General features: G+C 69.5%; 18 protein-coding genes and 2 pseudogenes. 12 read left to right on the top strand and 8 right to left on the bottom strand.

Annotated elements, in window-relative coordinates; translation table 11 throughout:
* Positions 1-103: 103 nt before the first annotated feature.
* From ACFWI9_RS12900 to ACFWI9_RS12890, 3 genes are all read left to right on the top strand, one after another.
* Entirely contained in the window at positions 104-703 is a 600-nt protein-coding gene (locus ACFWI9_RS12900; protein WP_387161331.1) for an ATP/GTP-binding protein, read from the top strand.
* A gap of 137 nt (positions 704-840) precedes the next feature.
* Complete coding sequence (locus ACFWI9_RS12895) at positions 841-2,412, top strand: RNA-guided endonuclease InsQ/TnpB family protein (protein WP_387161330.1); 1,572 nt, start codon at positions 841-843, stop codon at positions 2,410-2,412.
* A gap of 323 nt (positions 2,413-2,735) precedes the next feature.
* Positions 2,736-3,908, top strand: coding sequence for a glycosyltransferase (locus ACFWI9_RS12890; RefSeq protein ID WP_387161328.1), 1,173 nt, complete (start codon positions 2,736-2,738; stop codon positions 3,906-3,908).
* On the opposite strand, the gene ACFWI9_RS12885 is transcribed toward ACFWI9_RS12890, so the two are convergent.
* Positions 3,905-4,456 carry a formyltransferase family protein gene (locus ACFWI9_RS12885; protein ID WP_387161326.1) on the bottom strand — a complete coding sequence of 184 codons (552 nt, stop codon included), beginning with the start codon at positions 4,454-4,456 and terminating at the stop codon, positions 3,905-3,907. The two genes, ACFWI9_RS12890 and ACFWI9_RS12885, sit on opposite strands and share 4 nt — an antisense overlap.
* 1 nt (position 4,457) lies before the next feature.
* Between ACFWI9_RS12885 and ACFWI9_RS12880 the strand changes: the two genes are divergently transcribed.
* Both ACFWI9_RS12880 and ACFWI9_RS12875 read left to right on the top strand, forming a co-directional pair.
* Positions 4,458-4,769, top strand: coding sequence for a hypothetical protein (locus ACFWI9_RS12880; RefSeq protein WP_387161325.1), 312 nt, complete (start codon positions 4,458-4,460; stop codon positions 4,767-4,769).
* The gene (locus tag ACFWI9_RS12875; RefSeq protein WP_387161323.1) at positions 4,766-5,470 is read left to right on the top strand and encodes a DUF721 domain-containing protein; all 705 of its coding nucleotides are present in this window, start codon (positions 4,766-4,768) and stop codon (positions 5,468-5,470) included. Before ACFWI9_RS12880 ends, ACFWI9_RS12875 begins: the two co-directional genes overlap by 4 nt.
* On the opposite strand, the gene ACFWI9_RS12870 is transcribed toward ACFWI9_RS12875, so the two are convergent.
* From ACFWI9_RS12870 to istB, 5 genes are all read right to left on the bottom strand, one after another.
* Positions 5,356-7,233: a hypothetical protein gene (locus tag ACFWI9_RS12870; RefSeq protein ID WP_387161321.1), complete on the bottom strand. Its 1,878-nt coding sequence runs from the start codon at positions 7,231-7,233 to the stop codon at positions 5,356-5,358. The genes ACFWI9_RS12875 and ACFWI9_RS12870 overlap by 115 nt on opposite strands.
* Before the next feature lie 381 nt (positions 7,234-7,614).
* Complete coding sequence (locus ACFWI9_RS12865) at positions 7,615-9,330, bottom strand: hypothetical protein (protein WP_387161320.1); 1,716 nt, start codon at positions 9,328-9,330, stop codon at positions 7,615-7,617.
* Positions 9,331-9,499: 169 nt separating this feature from the next.
* Positions 9,500-9,754, bottom strand: coding sequence for a hypothetical protein (locus ACFWI9_RS12860; protein ID WP_387161318.1), 255 nt, complete (start codon positions 9,752-9,754; stop codon positions 9,500-9,502).
* Between the two features lie 347 nt (positions 9,755-10,101).
* A complete protein-coding gene (locus tag ACFWI9_RS12855; RefSeq protein ID WP_387161315.1) occupies positions 10,102-10,746 on the bottom strand; it encodes a DUF6300 family protein in 645 nt (214 codons plus the stop codon).
* A gap of 184 nt (positions 10,747-10,930) precedes the next feature.
* Positions 10,931-11,722 (bottom strand): IS21-like element helper ATPase IstB, encoded by a 792-nt coding sequence (istB, locus tag ACFWI9_RS12850; protein WP_387161379.1) that lies wholly within the window; start codon positions 11,720-11,722, stop codon positions 10,931-10,933.
* A gap of 72 nt (positions 11,723-11,794) precedes the next feature.
* Here istB and ACFWI9_RS12845 point away from each other — a divergent pair, with 72 nt between their 5' ends.
* Positions 11,795-12,244, top strand: a complete 450-nt coding sequence (locus ACFWI9_RS12845; RefSeq protein ID WP_387161313.1) for a hypothetical protein — start codon at positions 11,795-11,797, stop codon at positions 12,242-12,244.
* Between the two features lie 27 nt (positions 12,245-12,271).
* On the opposite strand, the pseudogene ACFWI9_RS12840 reads toward ACFWI9_RS12845, so the two are convergent.
* Both ACFWI9_RS12840 and ACFWI9_RS12835 read right to left on the bottom strand, forming a co-directional pair.
* A pseudogene (locus tag ACFWI9_RS12840) lies at positions 12,272-12,985 on the bottom strand (IS21 family transposase); the annotation flags it as partial.
* Positions 12,986-13,097: 112 nt separating this feature from the next.
* A pseudogene (locus tag ACFWI9_RS12835) lies at positions 13,098-13,503 on the bottom strand (glutamate--cysteine ligase); the annotation flags it as partial.
* A 678-nt stretch (positions 13,504-14,181) separates the two neighbouring features.
* On the opposite strand from ACFWI9_RS12835, the gene ACFWI9_RS12830 reads away from it, so the two are divergent.
* The 6 genes from ACFWI9_RS12830 (at position 14,182) to ACFWI9_RS12805 (ending at position 19,935) form a co-directional block, all read left to right on the top strand.
* Entirely contained in the window at positions 14,182-15,465 is a 1,284-nt protein-coding gene (locus ACFWI9_RS12830) for a helix-turn-helix domain-containing protein (RefSeq protein WP_387161312.1), read from the top strand.
* Positions 15,466-15,528: 63 nt separating this feature from the next.
* Positions 15,529-16,110, top strand: coding sequence for a hypothetical protein (locus ACFWI9_RS12825; protein ID WP_387161311.1), 582 nt, complete (start codon positions 15,529-15,531; stop codon positions 16,108-16,110).
* A gap of 102 nt (positions 16,111-16,212) precedes the next feature.
* Positions 16,213-16,635, top strand: coding sequence for a hypothetical protein (locus tag ACFWI9_RS12820; RefSeq protein WP_387161309.1), 423 nt, complete (start codon positions 16,213-16,215; stop codon positions 16,633-16,635).
* A 47-nt stretch (positions 16,636-16,682) separates the two neighbouring features.
* A complete protein-coding gene (locus tag ACFWI9_RS12815; protein ID WP_387161307.1) occupies positions 16,683-18,881 on the top strand; it encodes a Mucin-19 in 2,199 nt (732 codons plus the stop codon).
* Complete coding sequence (locus tag ACFWI9_RS12810) at positions 18,878-19,132, top strand: hypothetical protein (RefSeq protein WP_387161306.1); 255 nt, start codon at positions 18,878-18,880, stop codon at positions 19,130-19,132. Before ACFWI9_RS12815 ends, ACFWI9_RS12810 begins: the two co-directional genes overlap by 4 nt.
* Positions 19,129-19,935, top strand: a complete 807-nt coding sequence (locus ACFWI9_RS12805) for a hypothetical protein (protein WP_387161305.1) — start codon at positions 19,129-19,131, stop codon at positions 19,933-19,935. Before ACFWI9_RS12810 ends, ACFWI9_RS12805 begins: the two co-directional genes overlap by 4 nt.
* Positions 19,936-20,031: the final 96 nt, after the last annotated feature.

The following is a 20,031-nucleotide window of genomic DNA, read 5'->3' as shown; positions in this document are numbered from 1 at the left end:
CTCGGGCGGGGCGCGCCCCGTGGTCGGCACCGCTGGCGGGGGTGGGTCGGGGCCGACGTGCACTTATACCAAGCTCGTACCTCAGCCGTCGCGCGGGGACAACATGTACTGGAAGGGGCACGAGCGGGAGAAGGGTGCGGTGTACGGGGTGAACTGCCCCGGCACGGGTGCGTCCTGGACAGTGTTCATTCCGGACGGGACGGCAGCGCCGACCGGGCCGCAGATCGATCCCCAGGTCGTAGCGCGCCGGGCGGTGGACTCGATGCTGCTGACCGGTCCGAAGGTGGCCAGCCCGCGCTCGGGCGGTCGGTACGTGGTGGGGATGCCGATGTGGCTGTGGGTGGAGCAGTCCCCGACGACGTTCGGGCCGAACACCGCGTCGGCGACGGCGGGCGGCGTGACAGTCACGGCGACGGCCACCGTCACGGCGATCCGGTGGGAGATGGGCGACGGCGAGACGGTCACCTGTGCCGGTCCCGGCACCCGCTACGACGCGTCCCAGGGCAAGCGCCCGTCGCCCGACTGCGGGCACCGCTACAAGGCCCCCTCGACGGCCGAGTCGGGCGGGAAGTACACCGGGACGGCGACCGCGACATGGACCGTGGAATGGCAGGCTGCGACCCTCGGAGATGCCGGATCGTTCACCGAGACGCGGCAGACCCCGTTCACCGTCGACGTACGCGAGGTCCAGGTTCTGAACTGAAGTCTGACCTGCCGCGGTGGAGGTTTCGACGGGCCAGCTCCACCGCTCACCGAACGTGCAGGTCAGGGTGATTGTCAGTGGCGGGCTTTACAGTCTCCTGCAACGTGGCCGCTACGCCTAGCTGGAAGGGGTGGGGGGTGAAGCAGGAGATTCTGAAGGCGTTCCGGTTCACGCTGGATCCCACTCCGGCTCAGGTGGAGGGGTTATCCCGGCATTCTGGTGCGGCGCGGTGGGCGTTCAATCACGCGCTGGGGATGAAGGTGGCCGCGCATAGGCAGTGGCGGTGTGAGGTGGACGCCCTCATCGACACAGGGATGACCGAGGCCGCAGCCCGCAAACGGGTCCGGGTGCCGGTGCCGTCCAAGCCGACGATCCAGAAGCATCTGAATCAGATCAAGGGCGACTCCCGTACCGTCGGCGGCCTTCCGGACGGTGTCCACGGACCTGAGCGGCCGTGTCCCTGGTGGCATGAGGTGAACACCTACGCGTTCCAGTCCGCGTTCATCGACGCCGACCGGGCCTGGCAGAACTGGCTGGACTCCCTCCGCGGGACACGAGCTGGCCGCCGGGTCGGCTATCCCCGGTTCAAGAAGAAGGGCCGCGCCCGGGAAGCATTCCGCCTCCACCATGACGTGAAGCGGCCCACCATCCGGCTGGACGGATACCGTCGGCTGCACCTGCCCCGGATCGGTTCCGTGCGTTTGCACGACACGGCAAAGCGGCTGAGCCGCCTTATCTCCCGCGGCCAGGCCGTGGTGCAGTCCGTCACGATCTCCCGCACCGGGCATCGCTGGTACGCCTCCGTGCTCTGCAAAGTGACTGTCGACCTGCCCGAGCGCCCGACGCGGCGGCAGCGAGACCGCGGTCGCGTCGGTGTCGACTTCGGCGTCAAGCACCTCGCTGCCCTCTCGGAACCCCTCCACCCCGACACCCCCACCAGCAGCTTCGTCGCCAACCCCCGGCACGTCCGTGCCGCAGAACAACGCCTCACCCGGGCGCAACGCGCACTCTCCCGTACCCAGAAAGGCTCCAACCGCAGAACCAAAGCCATCCGGCGGGTGGCCCAGCTCCACCACGAAGTCGCCCTACGGCGCGCTACGGTCCTCCACGGCCTGACCAAGAAGCTCTCCACCCGCTTCGCCGAGGTCGCCGTCGAGGACCTCAACGTCGCCGGCATGACCCGCAGCGCCCGCGGCACCCTCGACAAACCCGGCCGCCGCGTCCGCCAGAAAGCCGGCCTCAACCGGGCCATCCTCGATGCCTCGCCCGGCGAACTACGCCGACAACTCACCTACAAGACCCGCTGGTACGGCTCCACCCTCGCGGTCCTCGACCGCTGGTTCCCCTCCAGCAAGACCTGCTCCGCCTGCGGCTGGCAAAACCCACGCCTCACCCTCGCGGACAGGACGTTCCATTGCATCAACTGCACCCTCACGATCGACCGGGACCTCAACGCGGCACGGAATATCGCCGCCCACGCTGTCCCCGCCGATCAAACCGTCGCCCCCGGTAGCGGGGAGACGCAAAACGCCCGCCGAGCTCTCGTAAGACCACCCAGCCCACGGGCCGGAAGGCAGAAAGCGACGAAGCGGGAAGACACCGGCCCACCGCGGCCCGTGCCACCTCAGCGGAGCGATCCGCTGACGCTCTTCACCCTCAACGACATCGGTCACGGAACAGCAATGCGGTCAGAGAAGTGCAGGTCGTGAAGCGTCCGAGCCGTATGCGCGAGGAGCGACCGGACCAGCAACCGGCATGGCTGCTGCCCCCACGGTCCGAGCCGTACGCGTGAGGAGCGACCGGTGATGTCGTACGTGATGTCCCAGCGGTCAGCGTCCGGGCCGTACGCGTGAGGAGCGACCGCCATGGGCCTGCGTGACCGCCTCCGCTTCGCCGTCTGGGCCGTACGCGCGAGGAGCGACCGTACGCCGAAGTCCAAGCCCTGATCCGTCACTTGGAGCTGACGACAGGACGGTGAGCCAGCAGGGTGAGTGTGGTGCCGACGGTCCCGCGCACTGGCTACTGTGCCGGGATGGACACAGACACCAGCGGCGGGTTCCGGTTGATCGTGACGGGCGGCGGGACCGGCGGCCACACCTACCCTGCCCTCACCGCGGTACGGACCCTGCAGGCGCGCCTCGCTGCCCAGGGACGAGCGCTGGACGTGATGTGGGTGGGCAAGGCTGGGAGCCTGGAGGAGCGCGTCGCGGGAGCGGAGGGCATCGCGTTCTCGGCGGTGGCGACGGGGAAGATCCGCCGTTCGAAGAACCTGCTGCGGATGCTGTCACCGGCGAATGTGGCCGACATGAGCCGTGTCCCGCTCGGGATCCTCCAAGCCCGCCGTGCCATCAACCGGTTCCGGCCGGATGTCGTGCTGGCCACCGGCGGATACGTCGCGGTGCCGGTGGGGGTCGCGGCCACCCGTCTGTGCCGGGTGCCGCTGGTGGTCCACGAGCAGACCGTCCGGCTGGGGCTCGCCAACAGGGCGCTCGCGGGGGCGGCGAGCCGGATCGCGGTGTCGTCGGAGTCCACGGTGCCGCTCCTTCCCGAAGCGGTTCGTACCTCGACCGTGGTTACGGGCAATCCGGTACGGCCCGAGGTGTTCACCGGCCAACCGGACAAGGCGCTCCAGGCCCTCGGTTCGCTTGGCTTCGATCGGCGGCTGCCCACGGTGTACGTGACGGGCGGGGCGCAGGGTTCTCAGCAGATCAACACCCTGGTGGCTGATGTGCTGCCGTGGCTGCTGGAGCAGGCCAACGTGGTGCACCAGTGCGGCCCCGATCATGTCGAGGGCCTGCGCCAGCGCGCCGCGGGGCTGTCCCCCGAGCAGGTGGGGCGTTACCACCTCACCGGATACGTGGGTGCCGAGTTGCCGGACGTGCTGGCCCTGGCCGACGTGGTGATCTCCCGCAGCGGTGCCGGGACGCTGGCCGAGCTGACCGCGCTGGGGAAGGCTGCGGTGTTCATCCCGCTCGCCACGTCGGCCGGGAACGAGCAGGCCCACAATGCGCGTCACCTCGCCGAGGGGGGTGCCGCTGTGGCACTGCTCGACGAGGTGACACCCGCAGAGCTGCGGGCGGCGGTGGGGCCGCTGTTGGCGGACCCGCTGCGGCGTGCGGACATCGCCGAGCGGGCCCGGGCCCACGGCCGTCCGGACGCTGCCGAACGGCTCGTGGACGTCGTCCTGGACGCTGCCGGCCGCTAGGTTGCCCGGCTCAGGATCCGGGTCCAGTCGCTGCGCTCCCCGAGCCGGTCGTTGTCCCGCAGGTAGTGGGTGACCGCGAGGTCCTCATCCTGGGGCCGGGGGGTGATGCGGTCGAGGCGGGGCAGGGCTTCGGAGATCAGGATCCGGCCGTGGCGCATGGCGCGGTTCCATACGTCCGCGACTTCGTCGGTCTCGGGCCAGATCGAGAACAGTGCCTCGGCGAGCACTGGCCCGGAGTCAATGCCTTCGTCGATGAGGTGGATGGTGATCCCGGCGAGCGTCTCCTCGTTGCGCAGCGCCCAGTTGACCGGGCGGGCGCCGCGGTACTGGGACAGGCGCCCGGGGTGGACGTTGACGATGGTGTCGGTGGCGTCGATCAGGTCGGGGCCGATGATCCGGTCGTACAGCACGCTGACGACGAGCTGGCAGCGGCCGGGCTCGAGGTCGCGCCAGTCCCCCGTGTCGATGAGGCGGACGTCCGGCCACCGGTGGTTGCCGTAGGCCGACAGGCTCGTGTCCCAGCCGGGCTCGGGCTTGTTGGGGATCACCGTGTCCAGGACGGTGTCCGGCAGGCCGGCGATGGTCTCGCAGGCATGGGCGGCCAGGGCGCCCCTCGTCGCCGGGGCCGATTCCGGCCGCCATGAGGCCGATCTGGATGGCCGCCGTCCCGGAGGACACTGCGACCCCGCACCGGAGACGAGCGGTGTCGACCTTGCTCGGCAGGCTCTCCTCGCCGCCCGCGAGGCGGCGAAGGCGAGGAGGACCGAGGCCCGGCAGAAGCCGAAGCGGCGCACCACCACCGTGGTCCGCGACGGCCGCGCGCCGCTCGCGTTCGGCACGGCGATTTCGCCGGGCATGTGAAGGCCACGGGGTTCGACGAGGAGTCCGGCCGCCTGGACGTCGTCCCCGACGCCGCCGCGTACGGCACAAAAGTCCGCTGGATCGCGCCGAAGCTGATCGCGGCCGCCAACAGCGCGGTGCCCGAGGCGAACGTCCGGGCCGTGCACGTCCTGGCACCCGCCGCCCGCACCACCACGGTGACGTCATCGGCGGCCGTCGACGACCCGGCCCCGCAGAGGGTCGTTCCGGCCGGGCCGGTGAGGACGCGGGAGAGCGCGTCGGCCGGCTACCACCGTGCTCTCGCCGCCCACCGCGCGGTCGCTCCGCCCCGCGAGGAGGACCCGGCCCTGGCCGCCGCCGTCGTACGGCAGGAACAGGTTCGCCGCGAACTTGCCGCCACCGCTTTCCCCAACGTGGAGCAGGACCAGGAGGACGCGGTGCCGACGTCCCTCGAGGACGTCCGTGCCCAGCAGCGGCAGGCCGCCGAAGCCGTGCGCGCGGCCGCGATCCGCCGCGCCCGTGCTGAGCGTGCCGGGGCAGGCCGGTGCGACCCGCTCTCCTGCGCTGTGTCAGGCCGGGTGAGTTCGTGCGCTGCGTCAGGCCGGTTTCAGCGGAAGCGCCATTCGGTGAAGACCTGTTCGGTGTCGGCTTCGACGACGTTCCGCAGGTCTTCGTCGTCATCCGGAGCGTCGAGGCTGAGTGCGGTGAGGACGTGCCGGTAGTACTGGTAGGCGAAGTGGGGATCGCCCGCTGCCAGCAGGGACGACAGGAGCGGCTCGTCGCCGGCTGTGGACCGGTCGACCTGCACCAGTACCTGGACGCGTTCGCTGCTGGTGAGAGAGGGAAGCGCGGAGCCGAGCTGGTGCTCCAGCCGGCTCCAGCTGGTCGTGGTCCGTTCCCGGGCCGCCTTCTTCAAGGCTCCGCGGACAGCCGCCGCGGCGGGAACGAGACGGTCCGGCAGCTTGGCGGGGTCCGTGATCGCCTCCGGCTGTCGCTGCGCGGCCGGAGAGGTCTTCTCGGCCGTGCCCGGTTCCTCTACGGGGGCGGCGATCCTTTCCACCCACTCGTTCACCTTGTGCTGCTCAGCCTCGGACAGGTGGTCCCCGGCCTCCTTCGCCGCAAGAACCAGCTCCTCGACAAGATGCTTCTGCTGCTGGGCCGACAGCTTTTCACGGCGTAGACGACCGGTGATGCTCTGGACCTGTCCTCGCGCCCTGTTACGTGCCTTGCGCTCCTGTGCCTGCGTCACGAGCTGCGCCTGCTGCTCCTGAGCCTGGGCCGCGCGACGCCTCCTGCGCTCTTCGGCCTCTGCCGCACGGCGTTCATCCCATTCCCGGGCCGCTGCCGCACGGCGTTCGTCCGCTGCCCGCCGTTCCTGGGCAGCCTGCTGACGTGCTTCTCGAAGGAGCGTGTCGGCCGCCTGAAGGATGCCCGCCTCCTGCGGCGTGGTCACCGTGTCGCCCAGGATGAACTTTCTGACCTGTGGGGTCAGCGTCGTGACCTTGTAGACGTGACCGTGCCGGACCGCTTCGTCGAGTCCGGCGAAGAGCCGCCGGCGAACACGGGCCTGCTCGTTGAGCAAGTCGTTCGCATGCTCGATCGCGTGCTGCAGGTGCTCGAGCGCCTGCCCTTCGCAGCGAGGAACCTGGAGCTGCGCGGTGTCCCGCAGCTCGCGGACGGCGGCGGTCTCCTTCTTCTGCACGGCGTTGTTGATGAGCCGGGTCAGCGCGCCGATCTGCACCGGCTCTTCCGTCTTCTCGCTGCGCGGCCGGGGCACCGGGGCCCGCTCTGCGACGGCACGCGCGGCCTCGACACGGGCGACGACGGGGGTGATGAGCCGGCCGTGCTCGTCGACGGTGCAGTCCGCCAGCTCGAAGTCCCAGTCGGTGCCCACATGCGGGAGCTCGGTGCCGAGCATCATGACCCGCTGATTGCCCTCGCTGACGAACCTGATCCGGTTGACGTAGCCCCGGCGTACCAGGGTGCGGTAGTCGACCTGGACGCCGGGTCCGAGGATGATGTCGCCGGCCTGCGCCGAATCCCAGTCGGGCGGCGTCGCGGGGTCCATGTGCAGCAGCAGTGTGCGCCCGTCCAGCTCGATCTCCACGAGGGAACCGACCGGGGCGTCGTCGCGGTCGATGTAGCGGTAGCGCGGGGTGTGCCCCTGGCGGCGCAGCCACGTCTGCGTGGCCGCCCGCACGTACAGGTGGTCCGCGCTCGCGACGCCCCGGGAACGGCGGCCGCATGCGGGCAGCAGGCCGTCGAGGTCTGGGAAGTGGGCGAAGTGGCTGACGCGGACGTTGCCCCGTCTCGTCAGGAGCTGGCCGCCGCACCCGCCCAGCAGGATCCCGCACCAGAACGTCGTCCCGGCGAACTCCTCGCGGAACTCGTCGAGCTCGTCGGCATCCGTCGGGCAGACCACCGGATCGTCGGACTCGGGATCAGCCAGAACGGCCGTCTGGATCTGCCGGGTGTCAACGCCCATCGCCAGCCCCTTCGCCAGCACAGCCCACCTCTCCAGCCTGCGGGGAAGTGTCCTGCGGGCGAGAAGAGAGGTAGATCACCTTCAGTCGTTCAGCCTAACGAGCGTCACGGAGAGTCGAGCCGAAATGCGGAATCGTGGTCAACACGACGGCCCACCCGGATCCGCGAGCTCGGCGGCCCCGGCAAGCACGGCGGTGTCCGGGAGACTTGTATGTCACCGTGCACGTCATTGGCTGATCAGCCGCCGGACCTCGGCAGCACCGTCCTGGGAGGCAAGGCACGGTGTCTGATCGTCAGGCGATCCGGCCCCCGGCGACAGCCCTTTCACCGTCAATGCGTCGAAGCTGCAAGCGGGTCAGGCGCTGCCGCGGACACTGCAGTGTCAGGGTGTTTGCGCTTTTGCGGGCGTGGGGTCCAGGGAGTCGAGGAGCTGACCGAAGGTGATCTTCTCGTCGTCGTAGTCGAAGGTCATGGCGGCGGCGAGGGCCTCCCACCGCTTGGTGCTGCGCCCGCAGTGCTCCAGCAGGATCGTTAGGGCGACTTCGGGTTCGTGGCGGGCGAGGACCTGGTCGGCGGGGATCTGGCGCAGGTGCTCCAGGGTGCGGTAGCGGGATTTCACGACGGCTCGGTAGACCTCGGAGCGGGCGAGGATCTCACCGGCGGCGGGGGAGTCGAGCCAGGACTGCAGGACGGTCTCGGGGTCGGGGTGCTTGCCGAGTTCGTCGTCGTCCACGAGCCGCACCACACCGTCGTCCTCGTCTTCGGGCACCGGGACGGCGGCCGCCGCGGCCAGGAACCAGTCGGGGCCGCCGGCCTTCTCGGCGATCCAGGCCAGTTCGGCCGGGTGCAGCTCGCCCAGGACGTCCGCGACGGCGGTGCGCGGGGTGTGCGGGTTGGCGGCGAGGATGGTCAGGGCCTGGACCCGGCGGTGCTCGCAGTGGCGTTCCAGGAGCCGGGCCGGGCGGTCGTGGAGGGTCCGGCTCGGCTTGGGAGAGGCGACGGCCGGCGGATCCAGCCGGGCGAGCTGGGCGCAGGCCCCGGCGAGGTGGTCGGGGTTGGCGCTGAGGAGGGCCAGGTCCTCGGCAAGGCGCAGGACGCGGCCGTCGAACTCGTGGTCGTTCTCCTGTTTGTCGGACCAGGTGAGCAGCTGGCCGCGGGTGACGAGCGCGTCGGCGGCCGCGTGCAGCTGATCGACGGCGAGGTCGGCCAGGCGCGGGTTGTTGTGGACGCGGTGGGCGATGTGGTGCAGGGTCCGGCGGGCGGTCATCTGCGGGTTGGGCAGGTCGGCCAGTTCGGGCAGGCACAAGGACGGGAGGCAGGCGAGCAGCAGGTCCTCGCTGAGAGCGGGCGCCGGGTCGGCGGGGAGTTCCTCGCCATCGGGGTCGGCGGCGCGGAGCCGGGCGTCTTCGAGAGCCTGCGTCTCGGCCTGGTCCAGCAGCAGGTGTTGGACAGCCGCCCCGAACGTAGGGTGCGCGGCGAGCTGCGCCCACCGCCCGGGGCAGCGGGCCAGCATCGCCCAGCCGGCACGGCCGCCCAACTCCAGCGACCAGTCCTTCGAGAATGCGGACACGGCCTCCCAGCCCTCTTCCGGCTCCGGGTGAAGCAGATACGCGGCGAGCGGGGTGAGGCAGGCTTCCAGGACGGCGTCGAACAGCTCTGGCGGCATGCGCGGGGCCGGCGGGGTGTCCTTGGTGCGGGTGTAGCGCTCGGGATCCCAGTCCCGGACGACTTGCTCCACCTCATGGTCGGAAAGGCGGGGCAGGAGCGCGATGGCCGCCTCGACCTGGCCGGGGTGTCGTGCCAGAGCGGAGATCAGCCCAGCCCAGACCCGGCGGTGCCGGAGAATGGCAGGCAGGTCAGCAGCGGTCACCGTACCGTCGGCCGCCAGAGCGACCAGCGTCTTCTCATCGGCGTGCACCAGGAGCTGGCTACGCAACCGCTTGGCAGAAGTCCGGGCCAGCAACGCGGGCAGCGCGGCCTTGAGGGCTTCCTCCCGCCACCGATCGGCCTGGACATCGAAGCCATGCGGCGTCGTCGCTGGGCCACACAAGGCCCCAATCACCGTCTTGAGGGCTTCCTTGGGGAGGTCCTCGCTCATCGCAAGATCCCGCCACAGCGGGTACGTACGGGCATTAACCATCCTCAGATTCCCCTCCCACACCTGACCCGGCGTCCCCACCCAGTCGCCATCCGTAGAAGCGACCGTACGGCGCACCCGAGCCCACGCGGACGGGATCCGCGAATCCGACTACCTGAGAAATCCCTCTCTACGGCGTAAAGCCGCCTTCCGGCTCGGAAGCTCCGGCTGTCCGACTCACGAGCGGTGCGGGATCTCCAACGCCAGCCGGATGCACTTCAAGACCGCCGTCGGCGTTCAGCACAGGGCGGCGGCCCGGATAGGTGCGCCTTGCGGTCTCCAGGTCGCGCTCGTCGAAGTCGCCGACGAAGACCAGCACGCCGTAGAGGAGCTCCGCCTTCTGCGCGGCGGTGGGCCAGCGGGCGAGGAAACCTTCTGCGGTCATGGGGGCTTCCGGCGGCGGTAGGTCAGGTCCAGGCATGGGTGGCTTCCTCTCGTTCGGTGCGGACATCTCGTTACCGCAGCCGCATTGCCCGATGTTGCAGGTCATGGTGCTGCACCGCTTGCCGGGGGAAGACGCCCGCCATCCAGTCCGCTGGGGCGCCGGCCTGGCGCAGTGATGCGATCTGCCAGTAGTAGTCGTGCCCTTCGGGGCCGGCGTACGCGCAGGTAGAGAGGCGGCGCTCAGGCAAGTCCACTTTGCTGCGGCTGCTCTCCGCAGTCGAGGTGTTGGACGCTGGCGAGATCACTGGCAGTTCTGGAGTCAGGCCGGAGCCACAGCAATCATCACTGTCAGTTCTCTTCGTCGTGTCTCTGTTCGGCGATCAGGCGCTCATACAGGTCACGGATGCGCTGCTCGGCTTCCGGGCTGAGCGGGCCGGGTGCGGGCCTGGGGGCGGTGGCGTTCAGTGCCTCGGCGGTGATGTCTACGTCGGCGAGCGCGTCGGCCGCAGCCCTGCCCAGGAGCTGGATGTCCGCCCGGATCTGCTCGCGTGCTTCCGGCGGCGCGGTCGCCAGCCGAGCGCGCAGCGTGTCACGTTGCTTCATCAGGCGTTCGACCTCGGACTGGTCACCGGGGGCTCCCGGGTTCATCAGATCCTGTTCGGCGGTGGCGTTCGGTACTGGGCCCGACGACGGGGGCGCTGTGCCGGTCGCCGACTCTGACCAGTACCAGCCGTGTTCAGCCATGCCCTCCTTTGTCCACGCCAGCAGGAGTTCCGCGCCTTCCTGAGTGCGCGAGGTGTCGAAACCGCCGCCGCTGGCAAACCAGTTCAGCAGAGCGCGGGCGGCGGGCTTGTTCACGTCGCACGAGGGACACAGTTGAAGGTGGATGGGTCGTCCGGCCTCGTCGTTCTGGGGCATGACGACGCTGGAGATCAGTGCGCCGTCGCACCGTGAGCACGATGGCAGTTGATCGGAGGCTTCGACGTGGTGCACCCCGCACCTCCTCGCTCGTTCGTTTGCCTACCAAACCCCCCGTGAGCTGCGACGTCAACCCTTCCTGCGAGCAGGTAGGACGGTTGTCAAGGGTCAGTAGGAGTTCCCCGCTCGCGGACAGTTGATCTCCCCACTGGCGGACGTTGAAGATCCCCGGTGGACAGTTGATCTTCCCGCTTGTGGGTCAGGCGAGTGGGACGACGCCTCGCCCGGTGGTGGCCTCGGCGAGACGGTGGCTGTCGCCCTGTGTGACGACGACGTGGGCATGATGCAGGAGCCGGTCGACGGTCGCGGTGGCGAGGGTCTTGGGCATGATTTCGTCGAATCCAGACGGATGAAGGTTGCTGCTGACGGCCAGACTCCGCCGTTCGTAGGCCGCATCGACCAGGCGGTAGAAGCCTTCGGCGGCGTCCGGCGAGACGGGTAGGAGCCCGATGTCGTCAACGATGATCAAGTCGGTTCGGGTGATCCGGCCGATGGCCTTCGAGACGGAGTCGTCGACGCGGTGACGGCGGATCAGGGCTCCGAGGTCCTCGATGGTGAACCAGGCGACGGTCATCCCGGCGTCGACCGCCGACTGGCCGAGGGCCTCGCAGAAATGCGACTTTCCGGTCCCGGAGGGGCCGACGACGCAGAGGTTCTCGCGCCGGCCGACCCATTCCAGGGTCCGCAGTGCGGACTGCGTCGGGACCGGGATCGAGGAGGCTTCCTCGTTCCAGATGTGGAAGGTCTTGCCGGTCGGGAAGGCCGCCCGGGTGCGGCGAGTGCGGAGGTTGGCCGCGTCCCGGCCAGCGGCCTCCTCGGCCAGAAGTGCCCGGACGATCTCGGCGGGATCCCAGCGCTGGGCTTTCGCGGTCGGGATGATCTCCGTCATCGCCCGGCGGATGTGAGGCAGCTTCAACCTTCGGGTCATGGCGATCGCTTCGTCGAACGCGGCGCCGGTCGTGGCCGCAACGGCTGAGGCCGGGGCAGCCATTCCGGGCCGGGCGGGTGCGGTTGCCATGTCAGTCATCAAAGGTTCCTTCTCTGCGTTGACTAGATTGAGCGAATGTTCGAACGAGTGGGTGCTGACGAGTCCGCGGCTCTGCAGAAGCTCGCCAGGAGGGTCCGCGACGAGCTGGCCGCCGCGGGCCTGCCCGTGGTCGTGCCGGAGCTCGACCCGGTTCTGGCCGGCGGTGCCGAGGTGGACATCGACGACGGTGACGACGCGGCGGGCGGTGTGTTCGTGGGCTGGCAGGCGAGCCCGCGCCTGCGGGCCTGCGCGAGCCGCGCGTTTCGGCTGAAGCAGCTGGACGAGCCGGTGCTGCGGCATTCCAGCGCGGTCCAGGCCGCGATGATGCAGGCGATGGCCCAGGTCCTGGCCTCGGCTGGCTTCAGCGTCGAGGACGCGCGCGACGAATACCGCCCCCAGCAGTTGCGGGTCCTGGCGGGACCGCTGTCCGGGCAGGGGCCGGTGTGGGCACTTCGTGACGACGAGCTGGAGTTTCCCGGCTGGTAGGACGGCCCGACCGGTGGTGCCGGCGGATCACGGTGTCGTGAACCCGGACCAGGCGGAGGTGCCCGGCTGCAGGCTGTGGGCTTCACTGCGTCGGATCGGCTCCGCGCGGTCGTTCTCGCCTTGGTGGTCCAGGATCGACAGCAGGTCGCCCTCGGCGAACCGGCCGACCGTCGCCGCGGTGCCAAGAGCGCGGTCGACATCAGCGGCCCCGTGGAGCTTGGCAAGCGCGACCGCGTCGGCCATCTTCGCCCGGATCCTGCGGACGCCGGTCGCCGCAGCCTCGACCAGCCAGGCCGCTGCCCCGGGCCCGATCGCCAGGAACTGGGCCTCGGCCGGGTTCGTGGGCTTCGGCGTGCGTTCGCCGCGCGGGGCGTCGGGGTAGTGCTCGTCGGCGATCCGCGGACTGCCCGGCGTCGAGCGCGGGTGGCGGGCGACCTCGACCGCGCTGCCCGCGGACATCGTGGTGACGATCAGCTCGTCGCCGTGGAAGCGGACCCAGACGCGCTCGTCGACGAGCTGGTGCGGGACCGAGTAGCGGACCGACTCGACCGAGATCGTGGAGTCCTTGCCGACCCGGCGGGTCTCGCCGAACGCGGCGGTGAACGGCTGCTCGGGCACCGGGTGCAGCCGCAGCCGTTCCTCGGCCAGCAGCTCGGCCGGGATCCGGCGGGTCTCGCGGTGGATGCGGCCGTTCACTTCGGCCATGAAGTCCGCGCAGGCCTTCTGGAGTTCGGCGAATGCCCGGGTGCACGGCGGGGCGAAGATCCGCGCCGTGCACCCGGGCGGGGTCGGCGGGCCCGGGCCTGGGGCCCGTTCAGTCGACGCCAGGTGTGGGAGAGGGCGCGCTGAGATGCACGCACCGCTGGTCGGTGATGCCAAGCGGCGGCTCGTGCCGTGCCGCTCCCATCCCGGACAAGCTCGAGGCCCTGGCGGGCCAGCGGCAGCAGGCGCCGTAGGACGAGTTCGGCGACCGGCACCTCACCCATACAGGGCCAGTAGCGCCGCGCGTCGCTCCCGAGCTTGGCCGCGGCGTGCTGGGGCGTCCTCCGCGACGGAGAACGACATCTTCGACCACACCGGCCGGTCCTTCTCGACCTGGGCGCGCGTCAGCCCGTAGTAGAAGGCGCCGCTGGACATCACGTCGGCCACCGTCGGCCCGGCGGGCAGCACCCCGTTCTCGACCCGCGGTTGCGAGCGCCCGCCCCCGACGGCGACACAGGGCGGTTCCACGGGTAGATCGTCCCCTTGTGCAGGGTGATGCCCTGCGGCGCGTCGTCGGACCGCCGCCACTCAATCGAAGTGGAGAATGCCCGACATGAACATCGCGAGCCCCCCGTAAATGGGTGACGGCCGCCCTGCGCGAACAGGAACGGCCGTCGAAGCGACTCCCCGCCGGCAAGCATCGGAGTCGTGGTCAGCACGGTGACCGTGCTGGGTGCCTGGACACAGGGCCCATCGGTCACCGACATCAGAATAGACAACGATCGCTCACAAAGCCCAGTACGGGCTCGTTGCAAGGTCCGCGTCACCGCTGATCAGCTGATCCCGGCTCCCTGAAGTCAGGGACCACCAGTGCCCGACCAGTACCACCTCGCCGCTCGCGCGGCGCTTCCCTCGAGGCTCCCCCACCTGCGCCGTTCTGAGTGTCCGGGAGGCTTGCCCACGAACGGCTTGCCCACCCTCCCCCCACATGGGCAAGCCTTTCACCTGCTCCTTTCGCGAACTGGGCAAGCCATTGGGCAAGCCTTGATGTGGAGAGTTCACGGCACAACGTCCACCAGGAGGTGCGCCGTGCTCGACCACGGACGGACACAGAGTCCATGCGATACAAAGATCGGTTTCCAGTGCCACCGCAAGCAGGCGGACTCGCAAGGCGTGGTTTTTCCGCTGGTCCCCGCCGCTGCGCGCGGGGTCGCCCCGGTTCCGGAGGGTGCCCGATGACGGCTGCCCACATGGGTCTCGTGTTCGCCGCTGAAGGCCTCGACGGTGCCGAGAAGCTGCTGCTGCTGGCCTACTGCAACCGCACGGACGATCACGGGTACTGCTGGCCAGGCCAGAAACGTCTCGTCGACGACTGCGGAACCTCCGCCGCCACCGTAAAACGAGTGAAGAAGTCACTGATCGACAAGGGCCTCATCAGCTCGGTGCGGCGCGTCGACCCCGTGACGGGAGATCCGATCACAAACCTCACCCGGGTGAATGTGCGGCTCCTCGAGCAGATGGCTCGCTCCAAGACCGCTTACGACGACAACGTCATCGAGCAGCTCACCTTCGCTCAAGGGGCGCCGCTTCCAACGAAGCGTAAGAGGGCTAAAAGGAGTAGCGCTGACGTGCTGAGGGCTCATTCTGAGCCCGGCCCTGACCTGCTGAGGGCTCAAGATGAACCCACCCTCGGCTCAACTTGGGCCCACCCCCTGCTCAAGATGAGCCCACCCCCGGCTCATCTTGAGCCACTAACCCTCATTGATCCCTCAGAGAACCCTCAACCAACCCTCCATCCTTCCGGCGAGCCCATGTACGCAGGTTCTGACGGGCAGGACGGAAGGACGGATGGGAGCGATCGCCGCGGTGGTGGGCAAGGGCAGGGGAGCAGCGTCGCCGTCGGGTCGGATACAGCACGGGGCAATGACGAGCAGCCGATGCAGTCCTCACCGGGCCTGGATGTGTTGAACGCGATTGCGCAGGAGTGCGGCCCGGAGTTCCTGCTGACCGGCAAGACCCTTGCCGACCAGGCTGCCGTCGTAAACATGCTGCTCGGCAGGAACTGGAGCGCGGCACAGATCAGGCACGTCGTCGTTGGCCCCGGATGGCCGGGCGTCATCAAGACCAGCCGTGAGGCGCTGATTGCCGGACGCCTGCGACGTGCGGCTGAAGGGCCAGCCCCCTCCTCGGCCTCGCCCATTCCTGCTCCGTCCGCTCCGGTCGATGCTGAACCCTGGGTATCTGAGGAAGTCGCCACGTGGACTCCACCGGCGTGGACCGGCGACGTGCAGCGGGTACTGGCCGAGTGCGCAGAGTGCGGCAGCCCCGCGATCGCGGACGGCCACGACAGATGCGCCGCGTGCCTCGGCTGGCCCGAGTGCGCCGGCAGTTGCGGAATCGCGGGCACCTCGAAGCGACGCGTGCGGCCCGAGGAGCCGACCGGCCTGTGCTCAACCTGCCGGGAGTGGCACAGGAGCCCTACGGAAGGATCCGAACAGGTGCAGCGCCAGATGGTATGAACCGCCAGGTGAGAGTGCTCGTGTGCCGGTCTAGGGGATTTCGGTCGTCGAGGGAGTGGCTTGATGAGTGTTGATCGTGCCGGGACTCGCGTACCCGAAGCTGGGAACTTCGCAGCGCAACCATTCAGCAACCAGCTGATCGATGACGCACTGCAGTTTGTCCGCGCGCGCCTCGCCCGTCATCTGACGGAGTCTCCGACCACCGACGAGGAGCGCATGGCGTCCGTCCTCGCACACCAGGCCGACATCGCCGCGGAGCAAACCCGCATCAACCTTCGCGCGGTGGGCCTCGCCGAGGCGGAGACGTCTTGGCGGACTCTGGCAGGCATCGCCCGCATGTGGGCCGATCATGACGACTATCAGCAGGACTTCGGCAGGATGTACGCCGAGTTTCCCGCACCGCTCGCGACGCACGCACTCGTCCGTGCCCGGCCTGGCGAATGCGACTGCGAGGAGGATGTTGCGCTGCACCGGAATGTGCTCGTTCCGCTGACAGAGTGGGACTTGCCGCGCTGGCGGCTCCTCCGGGACGAGCGTCGTCTCGTTCCGAGCACCCTTTACGAGCCGCTTCGGGACGCCGGGTCTGCCCAGGTCTGGTATCTGATCTCCGCCCGGCGAGCCCGTAGGCGCCGCCCCCGCACCTGACGGCCCGGCAGTTGGCCAAGGCCCTTCCGCTCATGGCACTTGCCGCCACACTCCAATTCTGCAAAACTTTAGAGTGTAGAGTGCAAAGTGGAGGGTGACGGCGTGCGGAAGATCGAGATCGACGACGAGGTGTTCGCCTACCTGCAGCGACACAGCGAGCCCCTCGTCGATACGCCCAACGACGTGCTGCGCCGCGAGCTACTGGGGAAGCAGAAGCCCAACGCTGGGCGCGAAGCCCGTGCCCTGGGCGCCTTGATGTTCATCATCGAGGCCGGCCTGGCCTCGCCAGGAGACAAACTTCAACACCACCAACCTCGTCGGCAGCGGACGCACGAGGCCACGATCACCCCTGACGGCTGGGTCGAAATCCCGGATGGCCGAGCCTTTCCTCAGCCCTCCCCCGCGCTGAAGGCGCAGACGGGCAGCGACATCAACGGCTGGGGCCAGTACACCCACGTGGCCAGCGGCCGCAGATTGCAGGAACTCCGCGAAGAGGCCAAAGGGCTCCCGGCTCAGGGCAACTGAGCCAGTCCGGCCGAAGTCCTCCGACGGATCTACGAAGGACATTGCTTATGGACAGCAAGACCTATAGCGCTGGCCTCGCGGAGCTCCGAGAGGTCCGAGATGAGATCAAACCTCTCGAGCGCCGGCTCGAACGTCTGCGCATCAGCCGCGCAAAGAAGATCACAGAGCTGGGAACGTACGAGAAAGCGAAGGCCGACCGTCTCGCGACGTCCGCCGGCATTTCCGTAATCGACGTCGTCGCCTTGGTGCCCTCTCTCGGCCCCCAGGGGGCCGTCAGCGCGTCTGCGGAGCCAGAGTTGACCGAATCCCCCACCGGTGATCAGGTGAAGCCGCTGACGGCCGCACAGCGGATCAAGGAGCCGGTTGGTGCTCCCGCGCCTGAACTGCGCCCCGTCGACCAGGCCGCCGCAGCCGTCGGTGGAACCGAGCAGCCACCCCACGGGGCAGAGGAGCAGATCGACGAGGCCGCTGCTCAGGCAGTCCCCTCCCTTGCCCCGACGCCGCTCGAGACCGGTGCGACCGAACAGCGGGAACGGGCACTGCCCTCCATTCCTGAGGGCGCCGCTGGCGACCGCTGGATCTACGCCGAGCCGAACCTGACTTCGAAGAGGCCCAACTTCAAGCAGGCCACGCGGCAGATGGCGTTCCTGGACACCGCGACCGGTGTGCTCGTGTGGCAGGCCGGCACGGTCACCCTGGACCTGGGGCGCGCGAGCGTCGCGGAGATCCTCACGGCCGTGTACGCGACGGTCCCGGCGGATGTGGAGCGCATCTACATCACGGCCGGCGACCCTTGGCACCAGAACGCCCGGGGGCACCAGTTCCTCAAGGACGCCGTGGCCGAGTGGCTGAACGGGCCGCTGCCAGAGGGCTGGCAGGTGGAGTCCTCACGGGGCAAGGACCGGCAGGCCGGACACCTGGTCCACCCCCGCAACCCGGTGGGCCGCTGGCAGCGCGGCAAGGACCAGCACACCGAAATCCGTTCGGTCGGCGAGTGGTTCGACCCGGCCGGTGCCGACCCCGGCACCGTCCGCGCCGCGTTCGTCGAACTGTGGAAGGCGCTGCGCCGGTACTGGGACGACGTCGTGTTGATGGGCTCGCCGTCGCAGACGGGCCGGGACCTGTGGTCGCGGACCATCCCCGCCAAGGCCGGCGCGAAGTGGGCGGACGGCTACCCGGTCATGTCGCAGGAGATCCGCGGCCTGCTGCACGCCACTGCCGGTCAGGGCCGCACCGAGCTGATCACTCCTCCGCGCGTGCCGGAACGCGTGCCCGGCTGGTACGAGGCCGACCGCACCTTCGCCTACGCCAAGCACACCTGGACTTCCGGTGTCGGCGTGCCGCAGCGGGTGACCGCGGCCGCGTTCGCCGCCATGAGTGAGAAGGAGCAGGCCGACGCGCTGTTCTCCCCCAGCCACTGGCAGGTGCGGGTGACGATCCCGCAGAGCTGGGACCACGTGGGTCTGCTGCCTGCGCCCGCGCCCGGGGAGCGGTCCTGGCACTACCCCTACGAGGGCGGTCGCACCTTCGTCACCTGGGCGGGCGGCGCCGAGGTCAACCTGGCGCTGCGTAACCCGCTCCAGCCGTGGCGGATCGAGATCCTGGACGGTCTGGTCTGGGAGAAGGGCGACCCGCTCAAGGAGTGGTCGAACAAGCTGAAGGACGCGTGGCGTTCGCTGCGCGCCCTGGGTGAGGTCCACGGGGATGAGCAGCAGCGGCAGGCCGCGCGCCTGGCCTCCCGCGCCGTGCGGTCCATCCTGCTGTACGGGATCGGCACGTTCGCGCAGCGGCCCCGCATCACGACCGGCTCGCTCGAGCTCGGCGCCGGTGGCGAGGTCCCTGAGATCCCGGACGGCGCCCGTCTGACCGGCCTGACGGACACCCACGCCACCTGGGAACGCAACACCGGCTTCGCCCGCGACCCGTACGCCCACCCGGAGTGGGCGGCCGGCGTGTGGTCGGCGGCCCGTGCCGCGCTGCTGTCCGGCCCGACGGGCACGAAGGACCCGGCAACGGGCAAGCCTGCCCGCGCCGGTGCGCTGCACCTGCCCGCCGGGGCGATCCTCGCGTTCCGCACCGACGCCATCTACAGCTCGGTCCGCCCCGACTGGCCCTACAGCGGTGAGCCGGGCGACTACTTGCTCAAGGGCGCCATGGCGTGGGAGCAGACCACACCCACGACCGATGAGGAGTTCTATGTGCTGCAGGCCCTCGGCCGGCAGGCCCTGGGGGCAGAGGAGCAGTGAACGCTGAGGTGGCATGGGGCAGCCAGTGGGAGCACCTGGAGTGCGGTGCGTCGGGCGAGGCGGTGTGGGACGACGAGGACACCGCGTTCTCCGGGCACGACTGCGACCACGGCGGAGAGGTGACCTGGAGCGCCCAATGGGAGTGCCACGGGTGCGGCGCCGGTGATGACGACCAGCTCGACGACGACACTCCGACGTACGCCGATCACGAGTGCGCCGAGGACGAAGACGACGATGGGGTGGCCGCGTGACGCCGCGCAGAAGGCGGACCACCGGCGGCCGCCGGGCGCAGCGCAATGAGGCCGCGCGGCTCACCGACCAGCTGATCGCGGAAGGCTTCAATCGGAAGCAGGTCGGGGAGATCCTGGGGCGCAATCCCTCCCTGGTGTCCCAGTTCTTCACCAAGAACAAGGGCGCCTCGTTCGTCGAAGCCTTGCGCGCGGTGGTACAGGAGGTCCAGGCCGGCGGCCCGCGGGACATCGCCAGCCTCAAGGCTCTGGCCACCGGGCACATCCAGCCTCGGATAAGCCGCGAGGGCAAGAAGGCCCGGGTGCGGAGCAAGAACCGCGTCCGCGCAGAGAGGACAGTGACAGACCGGAAGGGCCGGCCTGTGCTCGGCCCGGACGGCAAGCCGGAGAAGGAATGGAGCTCCTCCCTGGCCAAGGCAGGCAAGCAGCACATCGCAGCCGGTGCCTCGCGGCTGCGCCCGATCGTCGAAGAGGCTGCCGCGTACCAGGGAAAGATCGCCTTCACAGTCCGTGCCAAGAAGAAGGCGTTCACGCACGACGCCGGCCGTCTAGCCGACTCCCCCGGCGTCCGTCGCAACGTTGTCCAGCGCCCCGACAGCACCGAGGAACGTGCCTACGGTCAAAACCTGGGCGGTTCCGGCTCCGGAGAGCAGGGCTTCGACGCCGTCCAGTTCAAAGCCATGGTCGACGCGGCCAGCGGAGACGTCGCTGCCGCCGTACGGAACTGGCTGGTCATGACCGGACGACTCGACCCCGATGCGCCCATCCTGGGCCTGGAGATCCGCGCCTGGAGGGAGAACCTCTAGATGTACTGCCCAGGGACGTTGGTCAACCTGGTGATGGGTGGTTTGCCGCCGGTTGCGGTGTGGGGGCGGTGGTGATTGTAGTGATGGAGCCAGGCC

Origin of the sequence: Streptomyces sp. NPDC127084 (assembly GCF_042724175.1) — a bacterium.
Classification (GTDB): Bacteria; Actinomycetota; Actinomycetes; order Streptomycetales; family Streptomycetaceae; genus Streptomyces.
This window is presented reverse-complemented; position numbering and strand designations above follow the sequence as displayed.

Excerpts from the sequence above, each read along its gene's own strand:
- istB (WP_387161379.1), bottom strand. The coding sequence starts at position 11,722 with ATGGCTGCCCCGGCCTCAGCCGTTGCGGCCACGACCGGCGCCGCGTTC.
- ACFWI9_RS12830 (WP_387161312.1), top strand. The coding sequence starts at position 14,182 with ATGACGGCTGCCCACATGGGTCTCGTGTTCGCCGCTGAAGGCCTCGAC.
- ACFWI9_RS12815 (WP_387161307.1), top strand. The coding sequence starts at position 16,683 with ATGGACAGCAAGACCTATAGCGCTGGCCTCGCGGAGCTCCGAGAGGTC.
- ACFWI9_RS12860 (WP_387161318.1), bottom strand. The coding sequence starts at position 9,754 with ATGACCGCAGAAGGTTTCCTCGCCCGCTGGCCCACCGCCGCGCAGAAG.
- ACFWI9_RS12865 (WP_387161320.1), bottom strand. The coding sequence starts at position 9,330 with ATGAGCGAGGACCTCCCCAAGGAAGCCCTCAAGACGGTGATTGGGGCC.
- ACFWI9_RS12900 (WP_387161331.1), top strand. The coding sequence starts at position 104 with ATGTACTGGAAGGGGCACGAGCGGGAGAAGGGTGCGGTGTACGGGGTG.
- ACFWI9_RS12870 (WP_387161321.1), bottom strand. The coding sequence starts at position 7,233 with ATGGGCGTTGACACCCGGCAGATCCAGACGGCCGTTCTGGCTGATCCC.
- ACFWI9_RS12845 (WP_387161313.1), top strand. The coding sequence starts at position 11,795 with ATGTTCGAACGAGTGGGTGCTGACGAGTCCGCGGCTCTGCAGAAGCTC.
- ACFWI9_RS12825 (WP_387161311.1), top strand. The coding sequence starts at position 15,529 with ATGAGTGTTGATCGTGCCGGGACTCGCGTACCCGAAGCTGGGAACTTC.
- ACFWI9_RS12890 (WP_387161328.1), top strand. The coding sequence starts at position 2,736 with ATGGACACAGACACCAGCGGCGGGTTCCGGTTGATCGTGACGGGCGGC.